General features: G+C 37.2%; 24 protein-coding genes. 22 read left to right on the plus strand and 2 right to left on the minus strand.

Translation table 11 applies throughout. The annotated features are described in order from the left end of the window. Positions 1-90: 90 nt before the first annotated feature. From dnaX to rsmI, 16 genes are all read left to right on the plus strand, one after another. Positions 91-1782, plus strand: coding sequence for a DNA polymerase III subunit gamma/tau (dnaX, locus tag GMJ66_RS08875; RefSeq protein WP_156289962.1), 1692 nt, complete (start codon positions 91-93; stop codon positions 1780-1782). Between the two features lie 48 nt (positions 1783-1830). Next, complete coding sequence (locus tag GMJ66_RS08880; RefSeq protein ID WP_331279674.1) at positions 1831-2151, plus strand: YbaB/EbfC family nucleoid-associated protein; 321 nt, start codon at positions 1831-1833, stop codon at positions 2149-2151. A gap of 10 nt (positions 2152-2161) precedes the next feature. After that, a complete protein-coding gene (gene recR / locus GMJ66_RS08885) occupies positions 2162-2758 on the plus strand; it encodes a recombination mediator RecR (RefSeq protein ID WP_156289964.1) in 597 nt (198 codons plus the stop codon). A 17-nt stretch (positions 2759-2775) separates the two neighbouring features. Next, a complete protein-coding gene (locus tag GMJ66_RS08890; protein ID WP_156289965.1) occupies positions 2776-2985 on the plus strand; it encodes a YaaL family protein in 210 nt (69 codons plus the stop codon). Between the two features lie 303 nt (positions 2986-3288). Further along, the gene (locus GMJ66_RS08895) at positions 3289-3552 is read left to right on the plus strand and encodes a pro-sigmaK processing inhibitor BofA family protein (RefSeq protein WP_156290025.1); all 264 of its coding nucleotides are present in this window, start codon (positions 3289-3291) and stop codon (positions 3550-3552) included. A 78-nt stretch (positions 3553-3630) separates the two neighbouring features. Then, positions 3631-3822: a sigma factor G inhibitor Gin gene (locus GMJ66_RS08900; protein WP_156289966.1), complete on the plus strand. Its 192-nt coding sequence runs from the start codon at positions 3631-3633 to the stop codon at positions 3820-3822. Positions 3823-3896: 74 nt separating this feature from the next. After that, positions 3897-5318 carry an aminotransferase class I/II-fold pyridoxal phosphate-dependent enzyme gene (locus GMJ66_RS08905; RefSeq protein ID WP_156289967.1) on the plus strand — a complete coding sequence of 474 codons (1422 nt, stop codon included), beginning with the start codon at positions 3897-3899 and terminating at the stop codon, positions 5316-5318. Between the two features lie 13 nt (positions 5319-5331). Further along, complete coding sequence (gene tmk, locus GMJ66_RS08910) at positions 5332-5961, plus strand: dTMP kinase (protein WP_156289968.1); 630 nt, start codon at positions 5332-5334, stop codon at positions 5959-5961. Between the two features lie 118 nt (positions 5962-6079). Continuing rightward, a complete protein-coding gene (locus GMJ66_RS08915) occupies positions 6080-6409 on the plus strand; it encodes a cyclic-di-AMP receptor (RefSeq protein ID WP_156289969.1) in 330 nt (109 codons plus the stop codon). A gap of 27 nt (positions 6410-6436) precedes the next feature. After that, positions 6437-6868 carry a YaaR family protein gene (locus GMJ66_RS08920; protein WP_156289970.1) on the plus strand — a complete coding sequence of 144 codons (432 nt, stop codon included), beginning with the start codon at positions 6437-6439 and terminating at the stop codon, positions 6866-6868. Positions 6869-7026: 158 nt separating this feature from the next. Then, the gene (gene holB, locus GMJ66_RS08925; protein WP_156289971.1) at positions 7027-8016 is read left to right on the plus strand and encodes a DNA polymerase III subunit delta'; all 990 of its coding nucleotides are present in this window, start codon (positions 7027-7029) and stop codon (positions 8014-8016) included. Positions 8017-8021: 5 nt separating this feature from the next. Next, a complete protein-coding gene (locus GMJ66_RS08930) occupies positions 8022-8846 on the plus strand; it encodes a PSP1 domain-containing protein (protein WP_156289972.1) in 825 nt (274 codons plus the stop codon). 14 nt (positions 8847-8860) lie between these two features. Beyond that, positions 8861-9217 (plus strand): DNA replication initiation control protein YabA, encoded by a 357-nt coding sequence (gene yabA, locus GMJ66_RS08935; protein ID WP_156289973.1) that lies wholly within the window; start codon positions 8861-8863, stop codon positions 9215-9217. 364 nt (positions 9218-9581) lie between these two features. Beyond that, positions 9582-10322 carry a tRNA1(Val) (adenine(37)-N6)-methyltransferase gene (locus GMJ66_RS08940; protein ID WP_156289974.1) on the plus strand — a complete coding sequence of 247 codons (741 nt, stop codon included), beginning with the start codon at positions 9582-9584 and terminating at the stop codon, positions 10320-10322. Beyond that, positions 10315-10608: a GIY-YIG nuclease family protein gene (locus GMJ66_RS08945; RefSeq protein WP_197046652.1), complete on the plus strand. Its 294-nt coding sequence runs from the start codon at positions 10315-10317 to the stop codon at positions 10606-10608. Before GMJ66_RS08940 ends, GMJ66_RS08945 begins: the two co-directional genes overlap by 8 nt. Beyond that, positions 10586-11458 (plus strand): 16S rRNA (cytidine(1402)-2'-O)-methyltransferase, encoded by an 873-nt coding sequence (gene rsmI, locus GMJ66_RS08950; protein WP_156289975.1) that lies wholly within the window; start codon positions 10586-10588, stop codon positions 11456-11458. The genes GMJ66_RS08945 and rsmI overlap by 23 nt, the downstream gene beginning before the upstream one ends. Positions 11459-11848: 390 nt before the next feature. Here rsmI and GMJ66_RS08955 read toward each other — a convergent pair whose 3' ends face one another. Continuing rightward, entirely contained in the window at positions 11849-12133 is a 285-nt protein-coding gene (locus GMJ66_RS08955) for an AbrB/MazE/SpoVT family DNA-binding domain-containing protein (RefSeq protein ID WP_156289976.1), read from the minus strand. 602 nt (positions 12134-12735) lie between these two features. Between GMJ66_RS08955 and metG the strand changes: the two genes are divergently transcribed. The 5 genes from metG to rsmA all read left to right on the plus strand — a co-directional run bounded on the left by metG (position 12736) and on the right by rsmA (position 18622). Beyond that, a complete protein-coding gene (gene metG, locus GMJ66_RS08960) occupies positions 12736-14691 on the plus strand; it encodes a methionine--tRNA ligase (RefSeq protein ID WP_156289977.1) in 1956 nt (651 codons plus the stop codon). 99 nt (positions 14692-14790) lie between these two features. Continuing rightward, positions 14791-15564, plus strand: coding sequence for a TatD family hydrolase (locus GMJ66_RS08965; RefSeq protein WP_156289978.1), 774 nt, complete (start codon positions 14791-14793; stop codon positions 15562-15564). A gap of 275 nt (positions 15565-15839) precedes the next feature. After that, the gene (locus tag GMJ66_RS08970; RefSeq protein ID WP_156289979.1) at positions 15840-17057 is read left to right on the plus strand and encodes a G5 and 3D domain-containing protein; all 1218 of its coding nucleotides are present in this window, start codon (positions 15840-15842) and stop codon (positions 17055-17057) included. 127 nt (positions 17058-17184) lie between these two features. After that, the gene (gene rnmV, locus GMJ66_RS08975) at positions 17185-17793 is read left to right on the plus strand and encodes a ribonuclease M5 (RefSeq protein ID WP_156289980.1); all 609 of its coding nucleotides are present in this window, start codon (positions 17185-17187) and stop codon (positions 17791-17793) included. Next, positions 17744-18622 (plus strand): 16S rRNA (adenine(1518)-N(6)/adenine(1519)-N(6))-dimethyltransferase RsmA, encoded by an 879-nt coding sequence (gene rsmA / locus GMJ66_RS08980; RefSeq protein WP_156289981.1) that lies wholly within the window; start codon positions 17744-17746, stop codon positions 18620-18622. Before rnmV ends, rsmA begins: the two co-directional genes overlap by 50 nt. Positions 18623-18655: 33 nt before the next feature. Here rsmA and GMJ66_RS08985 read toward each other — a convergent pair whose 3' ends face one another. Continuing rightward, a complete protein-coding gene (locus GMJ66_RS08985) occupies positions 18656-18850 on the minus strand; it encodes a hypothetical protein (protein WP_156289982.1) in 195 nt (64 codons plus the stop codon). 181 nt (positions 18851-19031) lie between these two features. On the opposite strand from GMJ66_RS08985, the gene yabG reads away from it, so the two are divergent. Further along, positions 19032-19901, plus strand: a complete 870-nt coding sequence (gene yabG, locus GMJ66_RS08990) for a sporulation peptidase YabG (protein WP_156289983.1) — start codon at positions 19032-19034, stop codon at positions 19899-19901. The last annotated feature ends 296 nt before the right edge of the window (positions 19902-20197 follow it).

Here is a 20197-nt window from a genome sequence, read left to right on the forward strand (position 1 = left end):
ATTTTTGAAGAAATCATTTTCCGTCATAGTTCACATTCACCCCTCAAATCGGGTATAATAAAAAATAGAATGTAGAGGGGAATTTTTGCTATGAGCTATCAAGCATTATACCGCGTTTGGCGCCCAAGGAATTTTAAAGATGTAGCAGGACAAACTCATATTACACGCACATTGCAAAATGCAATTGTTCAGCAGAAGTTTTCGCATGCTTATGTGTTTTCAGGGCCTAGAGGAACTGGGAAAACGAGTGCTGCCAAGATTTTTGCAAAAGCGATTAACTGTGAACATACGCCTGTTAAGGAACCATGTAATGAATGTGCCGCATGCCGAGGCATTCAGGATGGGTCGATTTCAGATGTCATAGAAATCGATGCAGCTTCCAATACAAGTGTCGATGATATTCGTGAAATACGTGAAAATGTGAAATACGCATCTAGTTCTGTTCCATATAAAGTGTACATCATTGATGAAGTGCATATGATTTCGAATAATGCATTCAATGCACTATTAAAAACATTGGAAGAACCACCTAAGCATGTTGTATTTATTTTAGCGACGACAGAACCGCATAAGATTCCACTAACCATTCTTTCCAGATGTCAGCGGTTTGATTTTAAACCAATTTCCAATCAGGCTATCGTGGAACGCATGAAGACGATTATAGATGCGGAAAATATAGCTGTTTCAAAAGAGGCTTTGGAAACAGTTGCACTAGCTGCAGAAGGCGGAATGCGTGATGCATTAAGTATATTAGATCAAGCCATTTCCTACAGTGACGAGATGGTACAGTTAGAAGACGTATTAGCTGTGACCGGAGGGGTATCCCAGGGAGTACTTACGGAAATCGTTCAAGCTATGTATCATAAAGATGTTCAGGAAGCATTACAATTATTGGACACCATCATTCAAAACGGGAAAGATCCAGGACGGTTTGTATATGATTTAATTTATTTTATGCGTGACTTACTATTATTTAAAAGTGCTCCAAGCCTTGAAGGACTACTGGAAAGAGCCAGGGCTGATGAGGCATTTCAATCATTGGCTGAAGCAGTTTCCAATGATTGGATTCAGGATGCGATTATGCAGTTGAATCAGTGTCAGCAGGAAATCAAATGGACAAACAGTCCGAAAGTGTTTATTGAAATTGCACTTTTAACAATAACGAATCGTTACCATGATCAAGAACAGAAGACTGGTTCCATTGATTCGGATGCGGTGTTGCAGATGAATCAAAAGATATCACAGCTTGAAAAACAATTGCAGCAGTTAAAACAAAATCCTGGTCCAGCTGTGAATCAGCCAGAGGCAGCAAAGGAAAAAAGAAGACCTGCAAGAACCGGTAAAAACAGTTACAAAGTTCCATATGAACGAATTCGTGAAGTATTGAAGCAAGCAGAGAAGCAAGCATTAAAACAAGTTCAGTCCAATTGGGCTGATTTCTTGAGTCGGTTAAAGGCGATGAATGCTCCAGCACATGCTACCATTCAGGATAGTAAACCTGCTGCTGCTTCAGATCAGGCGTTAGTTGTTGCTTTTAAATATGAAATACATTGTTCTTTATTTTTAGAACATCAAGAGACGGTGGAGTCCGTTCTATCCAATGTATTGGGTAGGCAGCTGGAGATAATTGCCATTCCAGATAATGATTGGACGGAGCTACGTGCCGATTTTATTAGCAAGCAAGAAAAAAGTAATCCTGAAGAACCAAAGGACCAGTCAAATCCGATTGTAGATGAAGCCAAGAAGCTTTTTGGGGATGACTTGATAGAAATACATGATTAATTTTCCTTGAATGAAAAACAAGGAATGAACTGAAATTATAAAGGAGGTATTTCCATGAAGGGAAATATGAATAATATGATGAAACAAATGCAAAAAATGCAAAAGAAAATGATGAAGGCGCAGGAAGAGCTGTATGAAATGACGTTTGAAGCATCGGCAGGCGGTGGAATGGTTACCGTGGTTGCTAATGGGAAAAAGGAAATCACAGATGTTCAAATTAAAGAAGAAGTAGTGGACCCTGATGATATCGATATGCTCCAGGACTTAATTTTAGCCGCTACCAATGATGTTTTAAAACAAATCGACGATAAAACAAATTCCACTATGGGGCAATTTACGAAAGGTCTAAATATGCCTGGAATGTTCTAGGAGGCACATCATGTATTATCCGGAACCAATTTCAAAACTGATTGACAGTTTTACTAAATTGCCAGGCATAGGGCCAAAGACAGCTGTCCGCCTGGCATTTTTTGTTATCAATATGAAAGATGATGACGTCATGGATTTTGCCAATGCATTAGTGAATGCAAAGCGTGAACTGACACATTGCTCTGTATGTGGTCATATAACCGACCAAGATCCATGTTCCATTTGTTCAGATACATCTCGAGATCAGTCGATTATCTGTGTTGTACAAGATCCAAAAGATGTCATTGCGATGGAAAAAATGAAAGAATATCGTGGAAAGTACCATGTTCTTCACGGTGCAATCTCACCTATGGATGGCATTGGTCCAGAAGATATCAATGTCCCTGACTTAATTAAACGATTAAAGGATGATGAAATAGAAGAACTCATCCTGGCAACTAACCCGAATATTGAAGGTGAAGCTACGGCAATGTATATCTCTCGCTTAGTTAAACCATCGGGCATCCGTACCACACGAATTGCTCATGGTCTCCCAGTTGGAGGAGATTTAGAGTATGCAGATGAAGTTACTTTGTCAAAAGCATTAGAGGGAAGAAGAGATTTGTAAGAAATTAGGTGGGGTTCATGGGTAGAAAAATAAAGAAAAAAGAAATAGACAGCAATTTGCTGGAAACGATATATAAATTGGAGAGTGAATGGAAACAGATTCATTCGATTATGGAAAAAAGTATTGAACCTACTCAAAACGGCCAGCTTCATGAAGCGCTTGCCCAAGCAAAGTATATTTTCTTATTAAAAGAAGCAAGACATCGTAAGTTGAGTGCGCTTCGTTAAAATACTAGATTACTAGAATATAAGAATAACGATAAAGAGGCTGGGACAAAAAATAGTATAGTTAAAGAAAAATCCGAACTATGATTCAAACTTCTTCCTTTTAGAGTTTGAATTAGTTCGGATTTTTCTTATCACGTGATAAAACAACAAAATTTCTCCCTTATGAAATCATTCGCTATAGAACAAGAGTGTTCTAGCAATGTCCCATCCCTTATTAAATTTGGTTCTTTTCTTCCTCTTTTCGTCATAAATAATAAATAAGGGTAAATAAAAAAGCGGAAGAAAAAGAGGGGTTGGTTATTGGTGAATTCCACACTCGTTATTAGCATTATGGTTGGATTAATTGTTATTCTTTTACTTGTAGGTGCTCCAATTAAGCCGATGCGATTTATTGGACAAGCAACCATTAAACTTGGAATTGGCATTCTGTTTTTATTTTTTGTTAATGTGTTTGGCGGTGCTATCGGACTACATATTCCTATCAATCTATTTACCGCAGTAGTTGCAGGATTTTTAGGATTATTTGGAGTGGCATCGTTAACAGCCATTCATCTATTTATCATTTAAAAGGGAAAAAGTTTCAAAGTTTCCTTGTATACATTCCGTTAGATTAGGAGATACTATTTTCTAACGGAGGTGGTTTAGATGGAACAGACAAATTTAAACGAACGTTGTGGTATTTGTGAGGATGAAAAGGAAACAGGAATTCATTTATACAACATGTTTATTTGCTCAGAATGCGAACATAATATTATTCATACCGAACCAAGAGAGAAAAAGTATAACTACTACTTACAAAAATTAAAAAATATAAGTAAACCGAAATTATACTCGTAATCTAAGTCTTTGCTTGCAAAGGCTTTTTTTCTTGGATTAATATAATAGCAGCAGTAATAGAATGGAGATATGACATGAATCAGAATAAATTACCGTTGTATTCTACGGTCCATCAATTTGCATCCAATGACCCGGTATCTTTTCATGTACCTGGACATAAAAATGGCAGGATTTTTCCTGAACATGTTCAGGAGGATTTTCGGCAAATTCTAAGATTAGATGTTACAGAGCTTTCCGGATTAGATGATTTGCATGCACCGGCTGGAGCGATTAAAGAGGCACAGCAGCTTGCGGCTGATTTTTTTCAGGCAGATGATACGTTTTTCCTTGTAGGTGGCAGTACAGCGGGGAATCTGGCAATGATTCTTGCTTGCTGTCATCCTGGGGATAAAGTCATTGTCCAGCGAAACAGCCATAAATCTATTTTCCATGCACTGGAATTAAGCGGGGCAAAACCTGTCTTTCTTGCACCGGAATATGATAAACAAGTTGGCCGCTTTACTTCACCCAGTTTGGAAACAGTAAAAGCTTCATTAAAGCAGCACCGTGATGCAAAGGCGGTCGTACTTACCTATCCTGATTACTTTGGAAAAACGTATCAGATCAAAAGAATGATAGATTGGATTCATACTTATCATATTCCAGTTTTAGTGGATGAAGCTCATGGAGTGCATTTTTCTTTAGGAGAACCGTTTCCACCATCTGCCCTTCATCTTGGAGCGGATGTGGTAGTTCAGTCGGCTCATAAGACGGCACCAGCGATGACTCAATCTTCTTATCTACATATTAAATCCAGTTCTGCTCTACGTGATAAAATTGCCTATTATTTACAGATGCTGCAGTCAAGCAGTCCATCCTATCCATTAATGGCATCATTGGATATTGCAAGGTATTTCTTAGCAACAAGAACAAAGGAAAATTTGCGAAGGATTGAGTGCAGTATACGAAATGTTAGGGCTCTGCTTGAAAAATGTATTTGTTGGGATGTACTTCCCCATACAGATGAGAATGACTTATTAAAAATAACGTTACACGTGAAACCGGGTTTTTCCATCCAGGAAGTTGTGGCCTCATTGGAAGAGTCATCCATATTCCCAGAACTTACCACAGACAATCAGATTCTTCTCGTTCATGGGCTAGCTTCCTATGAAAATGTCAACCGCTTAAAAAAAGCGATAAAAAGAATCAATGAACGATTAAAAAAAGGGGAAATCCGTGCTACAATAGATATATCAGAGCTCTTTCCTAAATCCATTAAGGAATTAGCTTTATCTTACCAGGAAATGAATCAGTTAACATATACAGATGTTCCTCTTGAAAAAGGAATAGGAAAGATAGCCGCTGAATCAATCATACCTTACCCACCTGGAATACCTCTTGTTTTAAAGGGAGAGGAAATTACGGAAACACATCTTTTCACCATCAATTATTTGCTTCAACAAGGTGTAAAGTTGCAACAGCGAACTCAAGGTATTAGGATTTACAGCGATAGTTAAAGGAGTACATGAAGTGAGCGGATATTTTATTACATTTGAAGGTGGAGAGGGTGCCGGAAAAACAACGATTTTGCATAACATTCACCATAAGTTAGAATCATTAGGTTATGATGTTCTGACAACAAGAGAACCTGGTGGAATAGATATTGCAGAACAGATCCGGAAAATTATCCTTGATACAAACAATACGAAAATGGAAGAAAGAACGGAAGCGTTATTATATGCCGCAGCCCGAAGACAGCATTTAGTGGAAAGAGTTCTTCCAGCACTTGAACAGGGTAAGATTATATTATGTGATCGATTTATTGACAGCAGTTTAGCCTATCAAGGGTATGCACGAGGTCTTGGTATAGAGGAGGTATTTGCTGTTAATCAATTTGCGATTACAGATCATATGCCAGACGTAACCTTGTTTTTTGATATTGAGCCAAAAAAGGGTTTGGAACGTATTGCGTCGAATAAAAATAGAGAGAGAAATCGTTTAGATCTGGAAAACATCGTATTCCACGAAAAAGTATATGAAGGATATCAAATTCTTGCCAAAAAATTCTCTAATCGTATCCAAACCATCAATGCGGATCAACCACTGGAACAAGTTGAAGAAGAAGTGCTGGATTGTATACTTTCTTATCTTGGCAGATAGATAAACTTTCCTTTTGCACGTTAGGAAAGTATAAAAAACAAGTGCAGCGAAGTTTAGTTAACCAATCTTAGTCACTCGTGTTTTAACATATCAAACAAATTTATGAAGGAGGTCAGGCATGAAGCTAATAATGGCTGTTGTTCAAGATAAAGATACGAACCGCCTAATAAATGCATTAGGGGAAGGAAATTTTCAATCAACGAAACTTGCTTCAACAGGTGGTTTTTTAAAAGAAGGAAATACAACATTGATGATTGGGTGCAAGGATGAAAATGTTAATAAGGTTTTGGATATCATTAAAGATAACTGCTCCAATCGGGAACAAATGGTAGCACCAATCTCTCCTATGGGAGGGAATGCAGATTCGTATATTCCAAATCCAGTTAAAGTTGAAGTTGGCGGAGCAACCGTATTTGTCTTACCAATTGAATCCTTTTATCAGTTTTAAGCTTATTCACTAGAGGGGGCGGAGCTAATGAAAATAACCAATGAAATGCATAGACAAACAGATACAACATATAAAAGACAACCATCTGCTGAAACAAAATCGTTTCAAACCCAGCTTCAGTCCCAGCATCTCTTTCAAAAACACCAGGAATTAGACAACTTGATGAAGAATATTACACTACAAGGAGATAAACTTGCCCGTTCCCGTACATTTCGGGACCTTGCTAAATTTAAACGGTTAATCAAATCATTTTTGGATGAAACCGTGTCGAATGGATTTGATTTACAACAAAGGCAAAGTTTCGGTATGAATGGAAGCAGGAATTTAACCCTTGTAAAAGAAGTCGATGAGAAATTATTGGAATTGACAGAGCAAATCATGAATCAAGAAGAAAAAACAGTAAATATCCTCGGTTTGATTGGAGAAATCAAGGGATTGTTAATTAATTTATACACGTAAATCAACAGAGGAAATCGGTGAGGAAACAACAACCGATTTCTTTATTTCAATTATAAGGAAAGTATAAAACTTTCCTATCTGGATTAGTACAATACAAAGGCATTCTTCTAAAAGCATGGCGAACGGCAATTTTTTAAACAGTAAAAGGACGGGTACATATGAAAACATGGTCTGAAGTAGCAGAGGTACAACCCCTGGCAAGTAAAGTCATTACAAATAGCATCCAAAAAGACCGTATTTCTCATGCGTATCTGCTCCAAGGTGAGCGTGGTACAGGAAAAGAAGAAATAGCGTTATTGATTGCCAAAGTTCTATTTTGTGAGAGTTCAGATGGTACGGAACCTTGTCAAACATGCAGTAATTGTAAACGTATTGACTCTCATAATCATCCGGATGTTCATTGGATAGAGCCAGAAGGGAAATCCATCAAGAAAGAACAAGTGGAAAGTTTGCAAAAGGAATTCACCTATTCGGGACTTGAGTCCAATCGAAAGGTGTATATTATTAAAGATGCGGATACATTAACGACCAATGCTTCCAATCGAATCCTAAAATTTTTGGAAGAACCAAGCAGGCAGACCACAGCAATTATGCTAACGGAAAATAGCCAGTCGATTATTCCAACGATTCGTTCTCGTTGTCAAGTTATAGATTTAAAGCCACTTAATCCGATTTATTTTAAAGAGAAATTAATAGAAAACGGAGTGAATCATCAGACAGCACTATTAATGAGCGCTTTAACCAATAATATTCAAGAAGCGATAGAATGGTCTGAGAATGAGTGGTTTGCAGAAGCGAGAAAATTAGTGGTACAATTAATAGAAATGTTATGCAAAAACACAGAAGATGTCTATTTATTTATTCATAGTCATTTGCTGCCTCATTTAAAAGAAAGAAAAGAACAGGAAAAAGCTCTCGATTTATTATTATTGGCATTTAAAGATATTCTTTATTATCATATTGGCAATGAAAAGGCACTTGTTTTTTTTGATCCTGCAGATGCCTTGCTTGAAAAAGCATCTATGTCTTTTTCACAAGAGCGAATTCTGAAGTGCTTAAATGTTATTTTACAAGCAAAAAGGAAATTGAAGCAAAATGTTCAGCCGACGCTGGTGTTTGAACAGCTGGCACTTCAAATACAGAGGTGAAACAAATGATAGAAGTAATTGGTGTCCGCTTTAAAAAGGCGGGTAAAATATATTATTTTGACCCCGGTAAAGACAACATATCCTTAAATAACTATGTTATCGTAGAAACGGTACGTGGTATTGAATTTGGTAAAGTAGTTATTACCAATAAAAAAGTAGATCAGGAAGATGTTGTTCTTCCATTGAAGAAGGTCCTTAGAGTTGCTGATGAGAAAGATAAACTCACGGTAGTTGAAAATCAGGAAGAAGCGAAAAAAGCTTTTGACATATGTACAAAAAAGATTCAGGAACATCAACTAGATATGAATCTAGTGGAAGTAGAATATACGTTTGATCGTAATAAAATTATTTTTTATTTTACTGCAGATGGGCGTGTAGATTTTCGGGAATTAGTAAAAGATTTAGCAGCCATGTTTAAAACGAGGATTGAATTAAGACAAATCGGTGTTCGTGATGAAGCAAAAATGCTTGGGGGAATTGGCCCATGTGGGCGAATGCTCTGCTGCTCTACATTTCTGGGTGATTTTGAACCTGTGTCTATTAAAATGGCAAAAGATCAAAATCTTTCTTTAAACCCTGCTAAAATATCAGGTTTATGTGGACGTTTAATGTGCTGCTTAAAATACGAAAACGACGATTATGAAACTGCAAAGCGTGAATTACCGGATATTGGGGAAGCTATTAACACACCATATGGTAAAGGGAAAGTTGTTGGGTTAAATATTCTTGAAAAACTGATCCAAATTGAAATTCCTGAAAAAGAACGTGTGATTGAATATACATTAGATGAACTAATTGATGAGGGAATTTTAGCTCAGGGCCAAAGATAATGAGGTGAGCGGGCGTGAGTAATCGGGAAATCTTTGATCAAGTGTCTGATATGGAAAAACAAATTGGGGAATTATATGAGCAATTAGGTGACCTTAAACAGCGATTAAGCGAATTACTGGAAGAAAATCACCGACTTGCCATGGAAAATCACAACCTTAGAAACCATTTGGATACAATAGAAGGAAATGAAGAGACTGCAAATAAAGAAAATACTTCTGATGATAAAAAAAGGAAATTACCAAGTGAAGGGTATGACAATTTGGCAAGATTATACGAGGAAGGATTCCATATTTGTAATTTAGAGTTTGGAAGTCCGCGAAGAAATGAAGATTGTATGTTTTGCTTGGAATTCTTTGACAAGACGAAATAAGGGATCATTTAATGAATGATCATGGAGTTTTCACGCCAGTAAGATATAATAAGCACGTGGAAAAGGAGCTGTCTCAAATGAGGCAGCTTTCTTTACACGTTAGGAAAGTATAAAATTTTAGCAAAGGAGTTTTTCGACGTAGCTTAAATTTTAACGTCCCAAGTATAAGAAAAACTACCCATTCGCTAAAGGACGAGCGAATGCGAGTTTTTCTAACAGTTAAGAATACCGTTACGCTCCATAACGGTGCCGGGGAATGTTAGCGAATTAATTCATGTGGCATTTGTTGGCAGACAAGAAAATACACTTAGGAAACCTGTAACAAAAATTTTAATGTTCAAAGCATAAGAAACAGGAGAGAACGATGGTACAACTATATGAAGATGAACGAATTGATTTCCTATTAGCCGATGAAAGTATGCAAATTATCCAAAGTTCTACCGCCTTTGCCTTTTCATTGGATGCAGTATTGCTGGCACATTTTGCATCCGTACCTAAAAAGAAAGGGGAAATACTCGACCTATGTACGGGAAACGGGGTTATTCCTCTGCTTTTATCCAGAAGGACAAAAGCAGAAATCACTGGGGTAGAGATTCAGGAACGCATTTATAATATGGCCGAACGCAATATTGTTTTGAATGGTTTGGGAGAACAGTTACGGATGATACATGGTGATTTAAAAGAGATGAAACCTGTCTTAGGCCATAGTTCTTTTGAAGTTGTAACGTGTAATCCACCATATTTTCGGACACCTTCTAATAACGAACAGAATCAAAATAAGTATCTAACCATTGCCAGACATGAAGTGTATTGTACATTGGAAGATGTTGTGAAGGCATGTAAACTTCATGTGAAGCCTGGTGGTAAAGTAGCAATGGTTCATCGTCCAGGGAGACTGGTAGATATCATTCATTTATTCAGAAAATATAATTTGGAACCGAAACGACTAAAGCTTGTTTATCCAAGAATGGGAAAAGAAGCAAATATGCTGTTAATCGAGGGTGTTCGTGATGGAAAGGCAGATTTAAAGATCCTGCCTCCATTGTATATTTATAAAAGTGATGGCACATATACAAAGGAAGCTGAGGAAATTATTTATGGATGAGATGGAACACATGGTATATATCTTAAAATGTAATGATCACTCATTGTACACTGGATATACCAATAATCTGGAACATCGTTTAAAAATGCATAGAGAAGGAAAAGGTGCAAAATATACAAGAGGTAGGGGCCCTTTTCAAGTGGTCTATATTGAGAAATTTGCTACCAAAGAAGAAGCAATGAAAAAGGAATATCAAATAAAACAATTAGGACGAAAAGGAAAGATGGTACTTATCCGCAATTGGTTGAAAGAAGTGATGCAAAATGAAGGTTCAAAAGAGCTTTAATGATGAGACAACAGGGGTTCTCTATGTTGTGCCAACACCAATAGGGAATTTGGAAGATATTACATACCGTGCTTTACATACACTAAAAAACGTTTCCATCATAGCTGCAGAGGATACGAGAAATACAAAAAAACTCCTGAATCATTTTGAGATAACTGTACCGCTTATTAGTTACCATGAACATAGTAAACGAACGAGAGAAGAACAACTTGTAGAACGGATAAAAACTGGCGAATCGATTGCACTTGTCAGTGATGCGGGAATGCCAGCTATTTCTGACCCCGGATATGAGCTCGTAAAAGCAGCCTTGGAAGATGACCTGAAAGTTGTCGTGTTACCGGGAGCTAATGCAGCACTTTGTGCCCTTGTAGGCTCCGGTTTACCTGCAAGTGAATTTTATTTTTATGGCTTTTTACCACGAAAGAAAAAGGATAAAGAGTCTGAACTGGAGCGGTTAAAAAGCTTCCAGGCAACCTTATTATTTTATGAATCACCATATAGGGTAAAAGATACATTAACCGCAATCCATAAAGTTTTTGGTAATAGACAGGTGGTCGCGGCTCGTGAATTAACGAAGCGTTTTGAGGAGTATGCACGCGGAACAACGGAAGAATTAATCACTTGGGCAGATAAGCAGGAATTAAAGGGAGAGTTCTGTCTCGTTGTAGAAGGAAATGAATCGCAGACAGAACAGGAGTCAACCATTTGGTGGAGCCATTTGTCCATCAATGATCATGTGGATTATTATGTAACGGAAAAACAAATCTCTACGAAAGAAGCTATTAAACAAGTTGCCACAGACCGGAAAATGCCCAAACGCCAAGTTTATCAAACCTATCACGTGGAATAAAAAAGCAAAAGCTTCAAATTAGAGCATTAAGATTAATTAGAAAAACTCGCATTCTCTCGTCCTTTAGAGAATGCGTAGTTTTTCTTATACTTAGGACGTTAAAATTTTAGCTACGTCGAAAAGCTCCTTTGCTAAAATTTTATACTTTCCCAACGTGAAATAAAAGAGAGCCGACGTGCTTATGCAAGCGTCGACTCTCTTTATGACTTTTAATAGTTATCTTATTCTAACAGATAAATTAAGTTACTGTAAATAGAATTTTTTAAAAAATTTACTTTTTACACGTTAGGAGAGAATAACATTTTAGCCAGGAGATGTATTCGATGAAGCTAAAATGTTCATGTCCTAAGTATAAAAAAGTCGTTTAAAACATAAAAATGAAGGGAATATTTACTTGTCATCAGTAAATTGAGAAGCAATTTCTTTTGCTAGCATCTTCGCACTGGCAGGACTTAAAACGATTTTTCCATCTGCTAATATAATGTTGTCCTCTGATGCTTCACCAGTTACTTGACAGGTTAAGTTCGGTATATGCTTTTTTAAAACAATCCTGTCACTTTCCACGAATATTTCCATTTTGTCCTTTGGATTTATGTCTAATGTATTCCTAAGTTCTACCGGAAGTACTACACGTCCAAGTTCATCTACCTTGCGTATAATTCCTGTCGACTTCATTTATTTCCCTCCTTTTGCCTTATAAAAATATATAATAAACAGATTTCTAATTTTGCTATCTTGCTCTGAATTACTAATAGAGATGTTCAAAAAGTCCGGTGAAAATGACTCATCGAATTTCTTCGTTGGTTCGCTTTTCCGTTGCTCACGTATTAACTACATACGTTCCGCTACTCAAAGCTTCGCCGCCTCGAACTTCTCGGTCCTTTTCATCCTCCTTTTTGAACACGCACTAATAAGGAAAGAATACTCTTAATATAAAGGAAAAATATTGAGAAGTATCCACTGAAGCTGAAATGGTAGTTTGGGGTACTTTATTAGGTTTCTTAAAATTCAAACAATTTTTATTATAGTAATCTAGGTATTTCGACATTTTCCTTGATATAGAATAGCAACTATTTAAAACGATGTCAATATATTATCCCTACAAAATAAGCAATTTTTTAACATTTTAAAAAAGTAGCTGAAAGAGGCTTATCTTCCTTATGATTGGTTAATAATTAATATTGCACAGTATTTGGCAAAATACGTTATAATAGCTACAATAGAAATAGTTTATAAATTTATGATGGCTGTGGATATTTTAGGAGGTAGGTAGTATTATGCCAGAGGACAATAAAACTTTTTATATAACTACACCAATCTATTACCCAAGCGGGAATTTACATATTGGTCATGCGTACTCTACAGTTGCCGGTGATGCAATTGCGAGATACAAGCGTATGCGTGGTTATGATGTCATGTATTTAACAGGAACGGATGAGCACGGACAAAAGATTCAAAAGAAAGCAGAGGAAAAAGGAGTCACTCCACAGGAATACGTCGATGAAATCGTTAGTGGCATTCAGGACTTGTGGAAGAAATTAAAAATATCCAATGACGATTTTATTCGTACAACACAGGATCGGCATAAAGAAGTTGTTGCTAAAATTTTTGATCAGCTTGTCAAACAAGGGGATATTTATCTGGACCAATACGAAGGCTCGTATTGCACGTCTTGTGAATCATTCTTCACGGAACGCCAGCTAAATGATGGACGTTGTCCCGATTGTGGTGGAAAGGTTGATAAAGTAAAAGAAGAATCCTATTTCTTTAAAATGAGTAAGTATGTGGATCGGCTTGTACAATATTATGAGGACCACCCGGAATTCATTCAGCCGGAAAGCCGGAAAAATGAAATGATAAATAACTTTATTAAGCCGGGATTAGAGGATTTGGCTGTATCCCGCACATCTTTTGACTGGGGAATTAAAGTGCCGGGTAATCCAAAACATGTTATTTATGTATGGGTAGATGCCTTAAGCAACTATATTACAGCACTTGGATATGGTTCAGATAACGAAGAGAAATTTAAGAAGTATTGGCCGGCTGATGTTCATTTAATGAGTAAAGAAATTGTTCGTTTCCATACGATATATTGGCCAATTATCTTAATGGCACTTGATTTACCGCTGCCAAAAAAGGTATTTGCGCATGGCTGGATTTTAATGAAAGATGGAAAAATGTCGAAATCTAAAGGAAATGTTGTCGATCCGATTAGCTTAACTGAACGCTACGGATTGGATGCATTACGTTACTACTTATTACGTGAGGTTCCATTTGGGTCAGATGGTGTATTCACACCAGAAGGATTCGTGGAACGAACGAATTATGATTTGGCTAATGATTTAGGGAACTTATTAAACCGTACTGTAGCAATGATTCAAAAGTACTTTGACGGGGAAATTCCTGCGTATCAGCAATCAGAAACTGAAGTGGATACATCTCTTGAGCAGTTTGCGAAAGAGACCATTAAGAAAGTAGAAGATGCGATGGAAGAAATGCAGTTTTCCGTAGCACTTACTTCCTTATGGCAGTTCATAAGCAGGACGAATAAATATATTGATGAAACGGAACCATGGGTACTTGCAAAAGATGACGCAAATAAAGCACGATTAGGTAATGTGATGGCACATCTTGCCGAATCTTTACGTAAATCAGCAGTTATGCTTCAGCCATTCTTGACAGAGGCACCAGCAGAAATATTCGGTCAGCTAAATATAACAGATGAAACCTTGAAAGAATGGGACAGTGTTTACAAAGATGGCGAAATACCAGCTGGCACCAAAGTTCAAAAAGGCGACCCAATTTTCCCTCGGCTGGATGTTGAAAAGGAAATTGAAGCCATTAAAGCAATGATGACAAAACCAGTGGAAGATAAAAAGCCGAAAAAACAAACAGATGATAAAAAAGAACAGATTGTCTATGATGATTTCATGAAATTAGATATGCGTGTAGGTGAAGTTATTAAAGCGGAAAAAGTGAAGAAAGCAGATAAACTATTAAAAATTCAACTTGATTTAGGTACAGAGAAAAGACAAATTGTGTCGGGGATTGCAAAATACTATGAACCTGAGGATCTGGTAGGTAAAAAGGTAATTTGCGTAACCAACTTGAAACCTGTCAAACTTCGTGGAGAAATGTCAGAAGGAATGATTTTATCTGGGGAGGATGAGGAAGGAAACTTATCACTTGCCACTGTGGAATCTTCTCTACCGAATGGATCCGTCGTAAAATAGGCTGTTTTCTGTACATTTCCGTTCTTCACTTATAGAAAATCCTAAACAAAAAAGGCCAATCTCAAACGTTGAGTTTGGCCTTTACCAGGAGGTTAACTTGTGCTATTTGATACACATGTTCATTTAAATGCCAGGCAATTTTTGGAAGACCGTGATGAAACGATTCAGCGAGCATTTGATGCAGGTGTGAAATATATGACAGTAGTAGGTTTTGATCATGAAACGATTCCACTTGCCATTAAAATTGCTGAACAATATGAAACAATCTATGCAGCTGTAGGCTGGCATCCCGTTGACGCGGTGGATATGACAGATAAAGAAATCGCATGGTTGGAAGAGTTATCCCAACATCCTAAAGTGGTTGCACTGGGAGAAATGGGACTGGATTATCATTGGGATAAGTCGCCTAAAGATATACAAAAGGACGTTTTCCGCAAGCAGATTCGACTTGCCAGGAAAGTAGATATGCCAATTATTATTCATAACCGGGAAGCAACCGAAGATATTATTCAAATTTTACAAGAGGAAAATGCTAAAGAGGTTGGCGGTATTATGCACTGCTACAATGACTCTGCAGCATATATTCAAGCATGCCTTGATATGGATTTCTATATATCTTTAGGTGGACCAGTTACATTTAAAAATGCTCCATTACCGAAAGAAGTGGCGAAAGTAGTACCTTTAGATCGTCTTTTAGTAGAAACGGATGCACCCTATCTGGCACCACATCCAAACAGAGGAAAAAGAAACGAACCTGCTTATGTGAAATTAGTAGCAGAGAAGATAGCAGAATTGAGAGACATGACATTTGAGGAAATTAGTCAAATGACGACAAAAAATGCCATTCGTTTCTTTGGAATAAATGAAACATAATTGTAATAAAACAGCAAAATAATACGAAAAATGCTATAAAATGAGTAAAATATGGAACAAAAATGAGGGGTTAGCAGAATAGCTAACCCCTTTTTTTATTCTTTTTTTCATATGATTCAAGCCTAGCAGTATCAGTAGATAGAAGCCTTTTTTACAGAAAGATTTAATAAGTTGAATTAAGAATGTAATAGAATTGTAAAACAATCGTAAACGGAAAAGCATTTACTTTACAAGTTTTAGTCAATATAATCGTTGTTACAAAGGAGGCAAGAAGCATGAGATTTATTTCAAAGCTATTGCCGGCATCGAAAAGGAAGCTGGTCGTATCTAGTATAGGTATTCTAGCACTAGTTGTATTTACCAGTATCGTCGTATTTGAAACAACCAAAGCAGAAGTAGTAATTGCTGATAACGGAGAAGAGAAAACAGTAAAAACGCATAAGAATACTGTTGAAGAACTGCTGGAAGAAGTAGGGATTACCGTTGGTGAGCATGATCAATTATCACATGAACTGAGTGAACAAGTTGAAAATGGCATGACCATTGATTATGAACCTGCGAAACAAGTTACTGTAGCAATTGATGGTAAGGAAAATACATACTATTCAACAGCTGATACAGTAGGAGAATTCTTAGAGGAAGAGGGCCTTTCTTTCTCCGAACATGACGAAGTTTCTCTTAACAACACAGACACATTAAAAGATGGACTTAAAATAGATGTTTCTACAGCGTTTGAAGTTACGATTAATGATGGCGGAAAAAAACAGAGTACAATGGTTACAGGCGGCACGGTGCAAGAGCTGTTGGAGAAAAATGAAATTATACTTAATGATCATGATAAAATTGAGCCTGCACTCGATGACCAATTAACTGAAGATACTTCTATAAATATCGTACGTGTTGAAATAATTGAAGAAGAAGTGGAAGAAAAAGTTGCTTTTGATACAGTGACTAAACAAGATGATTCGCTGGAAAAAGGAAAGGAAAAGGTTATAACAGAAGGGGAAGATGGACGTATTCTGAAAACCTTTGAAGTAACCTTGGAAAACGGCGAAGAAGTGGACCGTGAGTTAGTGGATGAAATAGTCAAGGAAGACCAAGTAAACCGCGTGGTTGCTGTTGGTACCAAGGAACCTGAACCGGCACAGAATTTGACTACATTAAGCTCAAGCTCTGATTCCAGTCAAAGCAGCAACTCTAGTGGTAAAACACTTACTATGACTGCCAGTGCATTTACCTCAAGCTGTAATGGCTGTTCTGGTTATACAGCAACAGGTATTAATTTAAAGGATAATCCAAATAGAAAAGTAATTGCGGTCGATCCAAATGTCATTCCTTTAGGATCCAAAGTGTGGGTAGAAGGATATGGAGAAGCCGTTGCAGGGGATACGGGTGGCCATATTACCGGCAACCGTATTGACTTACACGTTCCTAATAAATCGGAAGCTTATAATTGGGGTGTTCGTAAAGTTCAAGTGAAAATTCTTGATTAAGATGTATGTAAGTTATATGCTCTTACCATGCTAAATGGTAAGAGCTTTGTTTATTTTACAAATAGGAAATGTCTAGCACATGAAGTAAGGCTTGCTTTTAGCTTTATCAAATGATGGAGGAAACAGATTGAAAATTAAAGAGGTTATTGTGGTAGAGGGAAGAGATGATACGACAAAAATTAAACTTGCTGTGGATGCGGATACTATTGAAACAAATGGTTCTGCTATTAATAAAGATACTCTTGCACAAATTAAACATGCAAAGGAAAAGCGTGGTGTCATTATTTTTACTGACCCTGATTATCCGGGAGAACGGATAAGGCAAATCATTAATCAGTACGTTCCAGGCTGTAAACATGCCTTTTTAACACAGGATGAGGCAAGGGCAGATCATCCTAATAATAAAAGCCTCGGTATTGAACACGCCTCGGTAGAATCGATTCAAAAGGCGTTATCAGATGTATATGAATTAATGGAGCCTGTGGAAAGTGAAATTCTTCAAAAAGACATCATCCGAGCTGGATTAGTTGGAAGCACAAAAGCAAGCAGGAGACGGGATAGATTGGGAGAGCTTCTTCAAATTGGCCATACGAATGGAAAACAGCTATTAAAACGTTTAACATTATTTCAAATTACAAAAAAACAGTTTGAGCAAGCAGTCATTAAGTTGAAGCAGGAGGAAGAAGATGAAGAATTACATCGCTACACCAACCCGAACGAAAGCAATCCTAAATAAATATCAGTTTTCATTTAAAAAAAGCCTAGGTCAAAATTTTTTAGTAGACGTAAATATTCTGCAAAATATTATCAGGCATGCTGGGATAAATAAACAAACCGGAGCTTTGGAAATAGGCCCTGGAATTGGCGCACTGACTGAGCAATTAGCTATTCATGCCGATAAAGTGGTAGCTTTCGAAATTGATCAGCGATTATTACCAATCTTAGAGGATACACTTCATGATTATTCTAATGTTAATCTAATTCATCAGGATATATTAAAGGCTGATATTGTAGAAGTAATTAACGAAAATTTCCAAAACGATCAGGATGTTCACGTCGTTGCGAATCTGCCGTACTATATTACCACGCCAATTCTGATGAAATTAGTGCGTGATAAACTACCGGTATCAAGTATTACGGTTATGATTCAAAAAGAAGTAGCAGAGCGAATGGCTGCCAAACCTAATACAAAAAGCTACGGTTCTTTAACCATTGCACTGCAGTACTATACGGAAGCGGAAGTGGTTATGACTGTACCTAAAAGTGTTTTTATGCCACAACCTAATGTGGATTCAGCTATTTTAAAATTAGTGCTGAGAGAGACCCCTCCTGTGCATGTTGATGATGAAGGTTTCTTCTTTGATCTTGTGAAAGCCAGTTTTGCACAAAGGAGAAAGACGCTGCAAAATAATCTGAAGAGCTATTTTGAGGATAAGTATGATAAAGATATGATCAATGATATACTTGAACAATCGGGAATAGACGGGAAAAGACGAGGAGAGTCATTGGATATAGGGGAATTTGCTCATTTGGCCAATACATTCCTGGCAGCAGCTAAAAATTAAGTTATTGCATGTGCAATAGCTTTTTTTATTTGCTTAGGAAATTATAAAATGTAAAACCTGTGGATAATTTGCATTACTATAAGTAGCCATATCCAGCTCCAGCGCCCAGCGACTAGCGAGACTTCCTTCGCCTCCGTACGATAAGTCAACATCGACTCCCTTCGTTCGTCGTGTTTCCTTTATCTCCTGCGGGGACTGTTCGGTTAAAACCGCCGCTTTGCGTGGCAACACTGAACCACCTGGCATGGCCAGGCGCAGTCCGTACGTCGCTAAACGAGCGCTTGCGCTTTTGTTCTAGGCGTTTTCTAAAAGATTGGGATATTACACAACGGTCATAGCACGTTTATACATTGCTGTTCATAGTTTATAGAGGAACGCTTTGTCTGAATGGGCTGTGAGGTGAATGGCTATGAACTTTTCAATCGGTACATTAGTAACTCGAAAATCCTATAATCATGATTTACTTTTTCGTATTGCCAATATAAAAGAAGATGTTGCGAGTCTATATGGAGAGGATTGGCGTTTGGAAGCAGATGCACCAATAGACGATTTAGAACGGGTTGAGGAAAGAGATTTGGAAAAGCGAAGAAAAAAAGAGAAGGAGAAGGAGGAATTCTCCTATCGATTATTTCGCCAGGATTACCAATTAATGAAGGAAAAAAGGGATTATCAGGCATCAGATGGATATCATCATTATGCAAAGTACTTCCAATTACCTGCAAAGGTTCTTCATTTAGATGGAGATCAGATGTACTTAAGGAAATGTATTGAGCTTTACCAACGATTAGGTCTGCAGGTTCACGGTGTGCATTTGTATGAGAAGGAAATGCCAAATCAAATTGGTGAGCTCGTTGAGAAAATACAGCCTGATATTATTGTCATAACCGGTCATGATTCCTTCTCCAAAAATAAAGGTACAAAGAATGATTTGCGTGCATATCGGCATTCTAAATATTTTGCTGATACCGTAAGAGAAGCAAGGCGTATTAATCCCAATCTCGATCAGCTTGTTATTTTTGCAGGTGCATGTCAGTCTCATTTTGAATCGCTTATTCGTGCGGGTGCTAATTTTGCAAGCTCACCATTGCGAATAAATATACATGCACTTGACCCAGTGTATATCGCTGCGAAAATTGCCTATACATCGTTTATGGAAAGGGTAAGTGTATGGGATGCGATAAGAAATACCATGACAGGTGAGAAAGGAATGGGTGGAGTAGAAACAAGGGGATTATTACGAACTGGAATGCCATATATGGAAGATAATGAAAAGGAGTAAAACGAGAACTTATCCTGTATAGATTGGGATAAGTTCTTTTCTTTTGCACTTTCCAATGCCTTTTTTCATTTAGGTCACACCCCTTAAAACCCGCTTTTATAGGTTCAGATTTTATGCCGTATAAGCGGTTTAATCGTTTGATTTTAAAGGAATGCTCTTGGTCTTAAAAAAAGTAATAAAAATGGGAAAATCTATACATAAATTGTTAACATTTACAAATAATACGAAAAGTAGACAAAACTCTTTGTTGACATGGAAAAACACATCTTGTTATAATGTTAGGTTTTTGACTAATA

The organism is Oceanobacillus salinisoli, assembly GCF_009733865.1.
Lineage (GTDB): Bacteria > Bacillota > Bacilli > Bacillales > Amphibacillaceae > Oceanobacillus > Oceanobacillus salinisoli.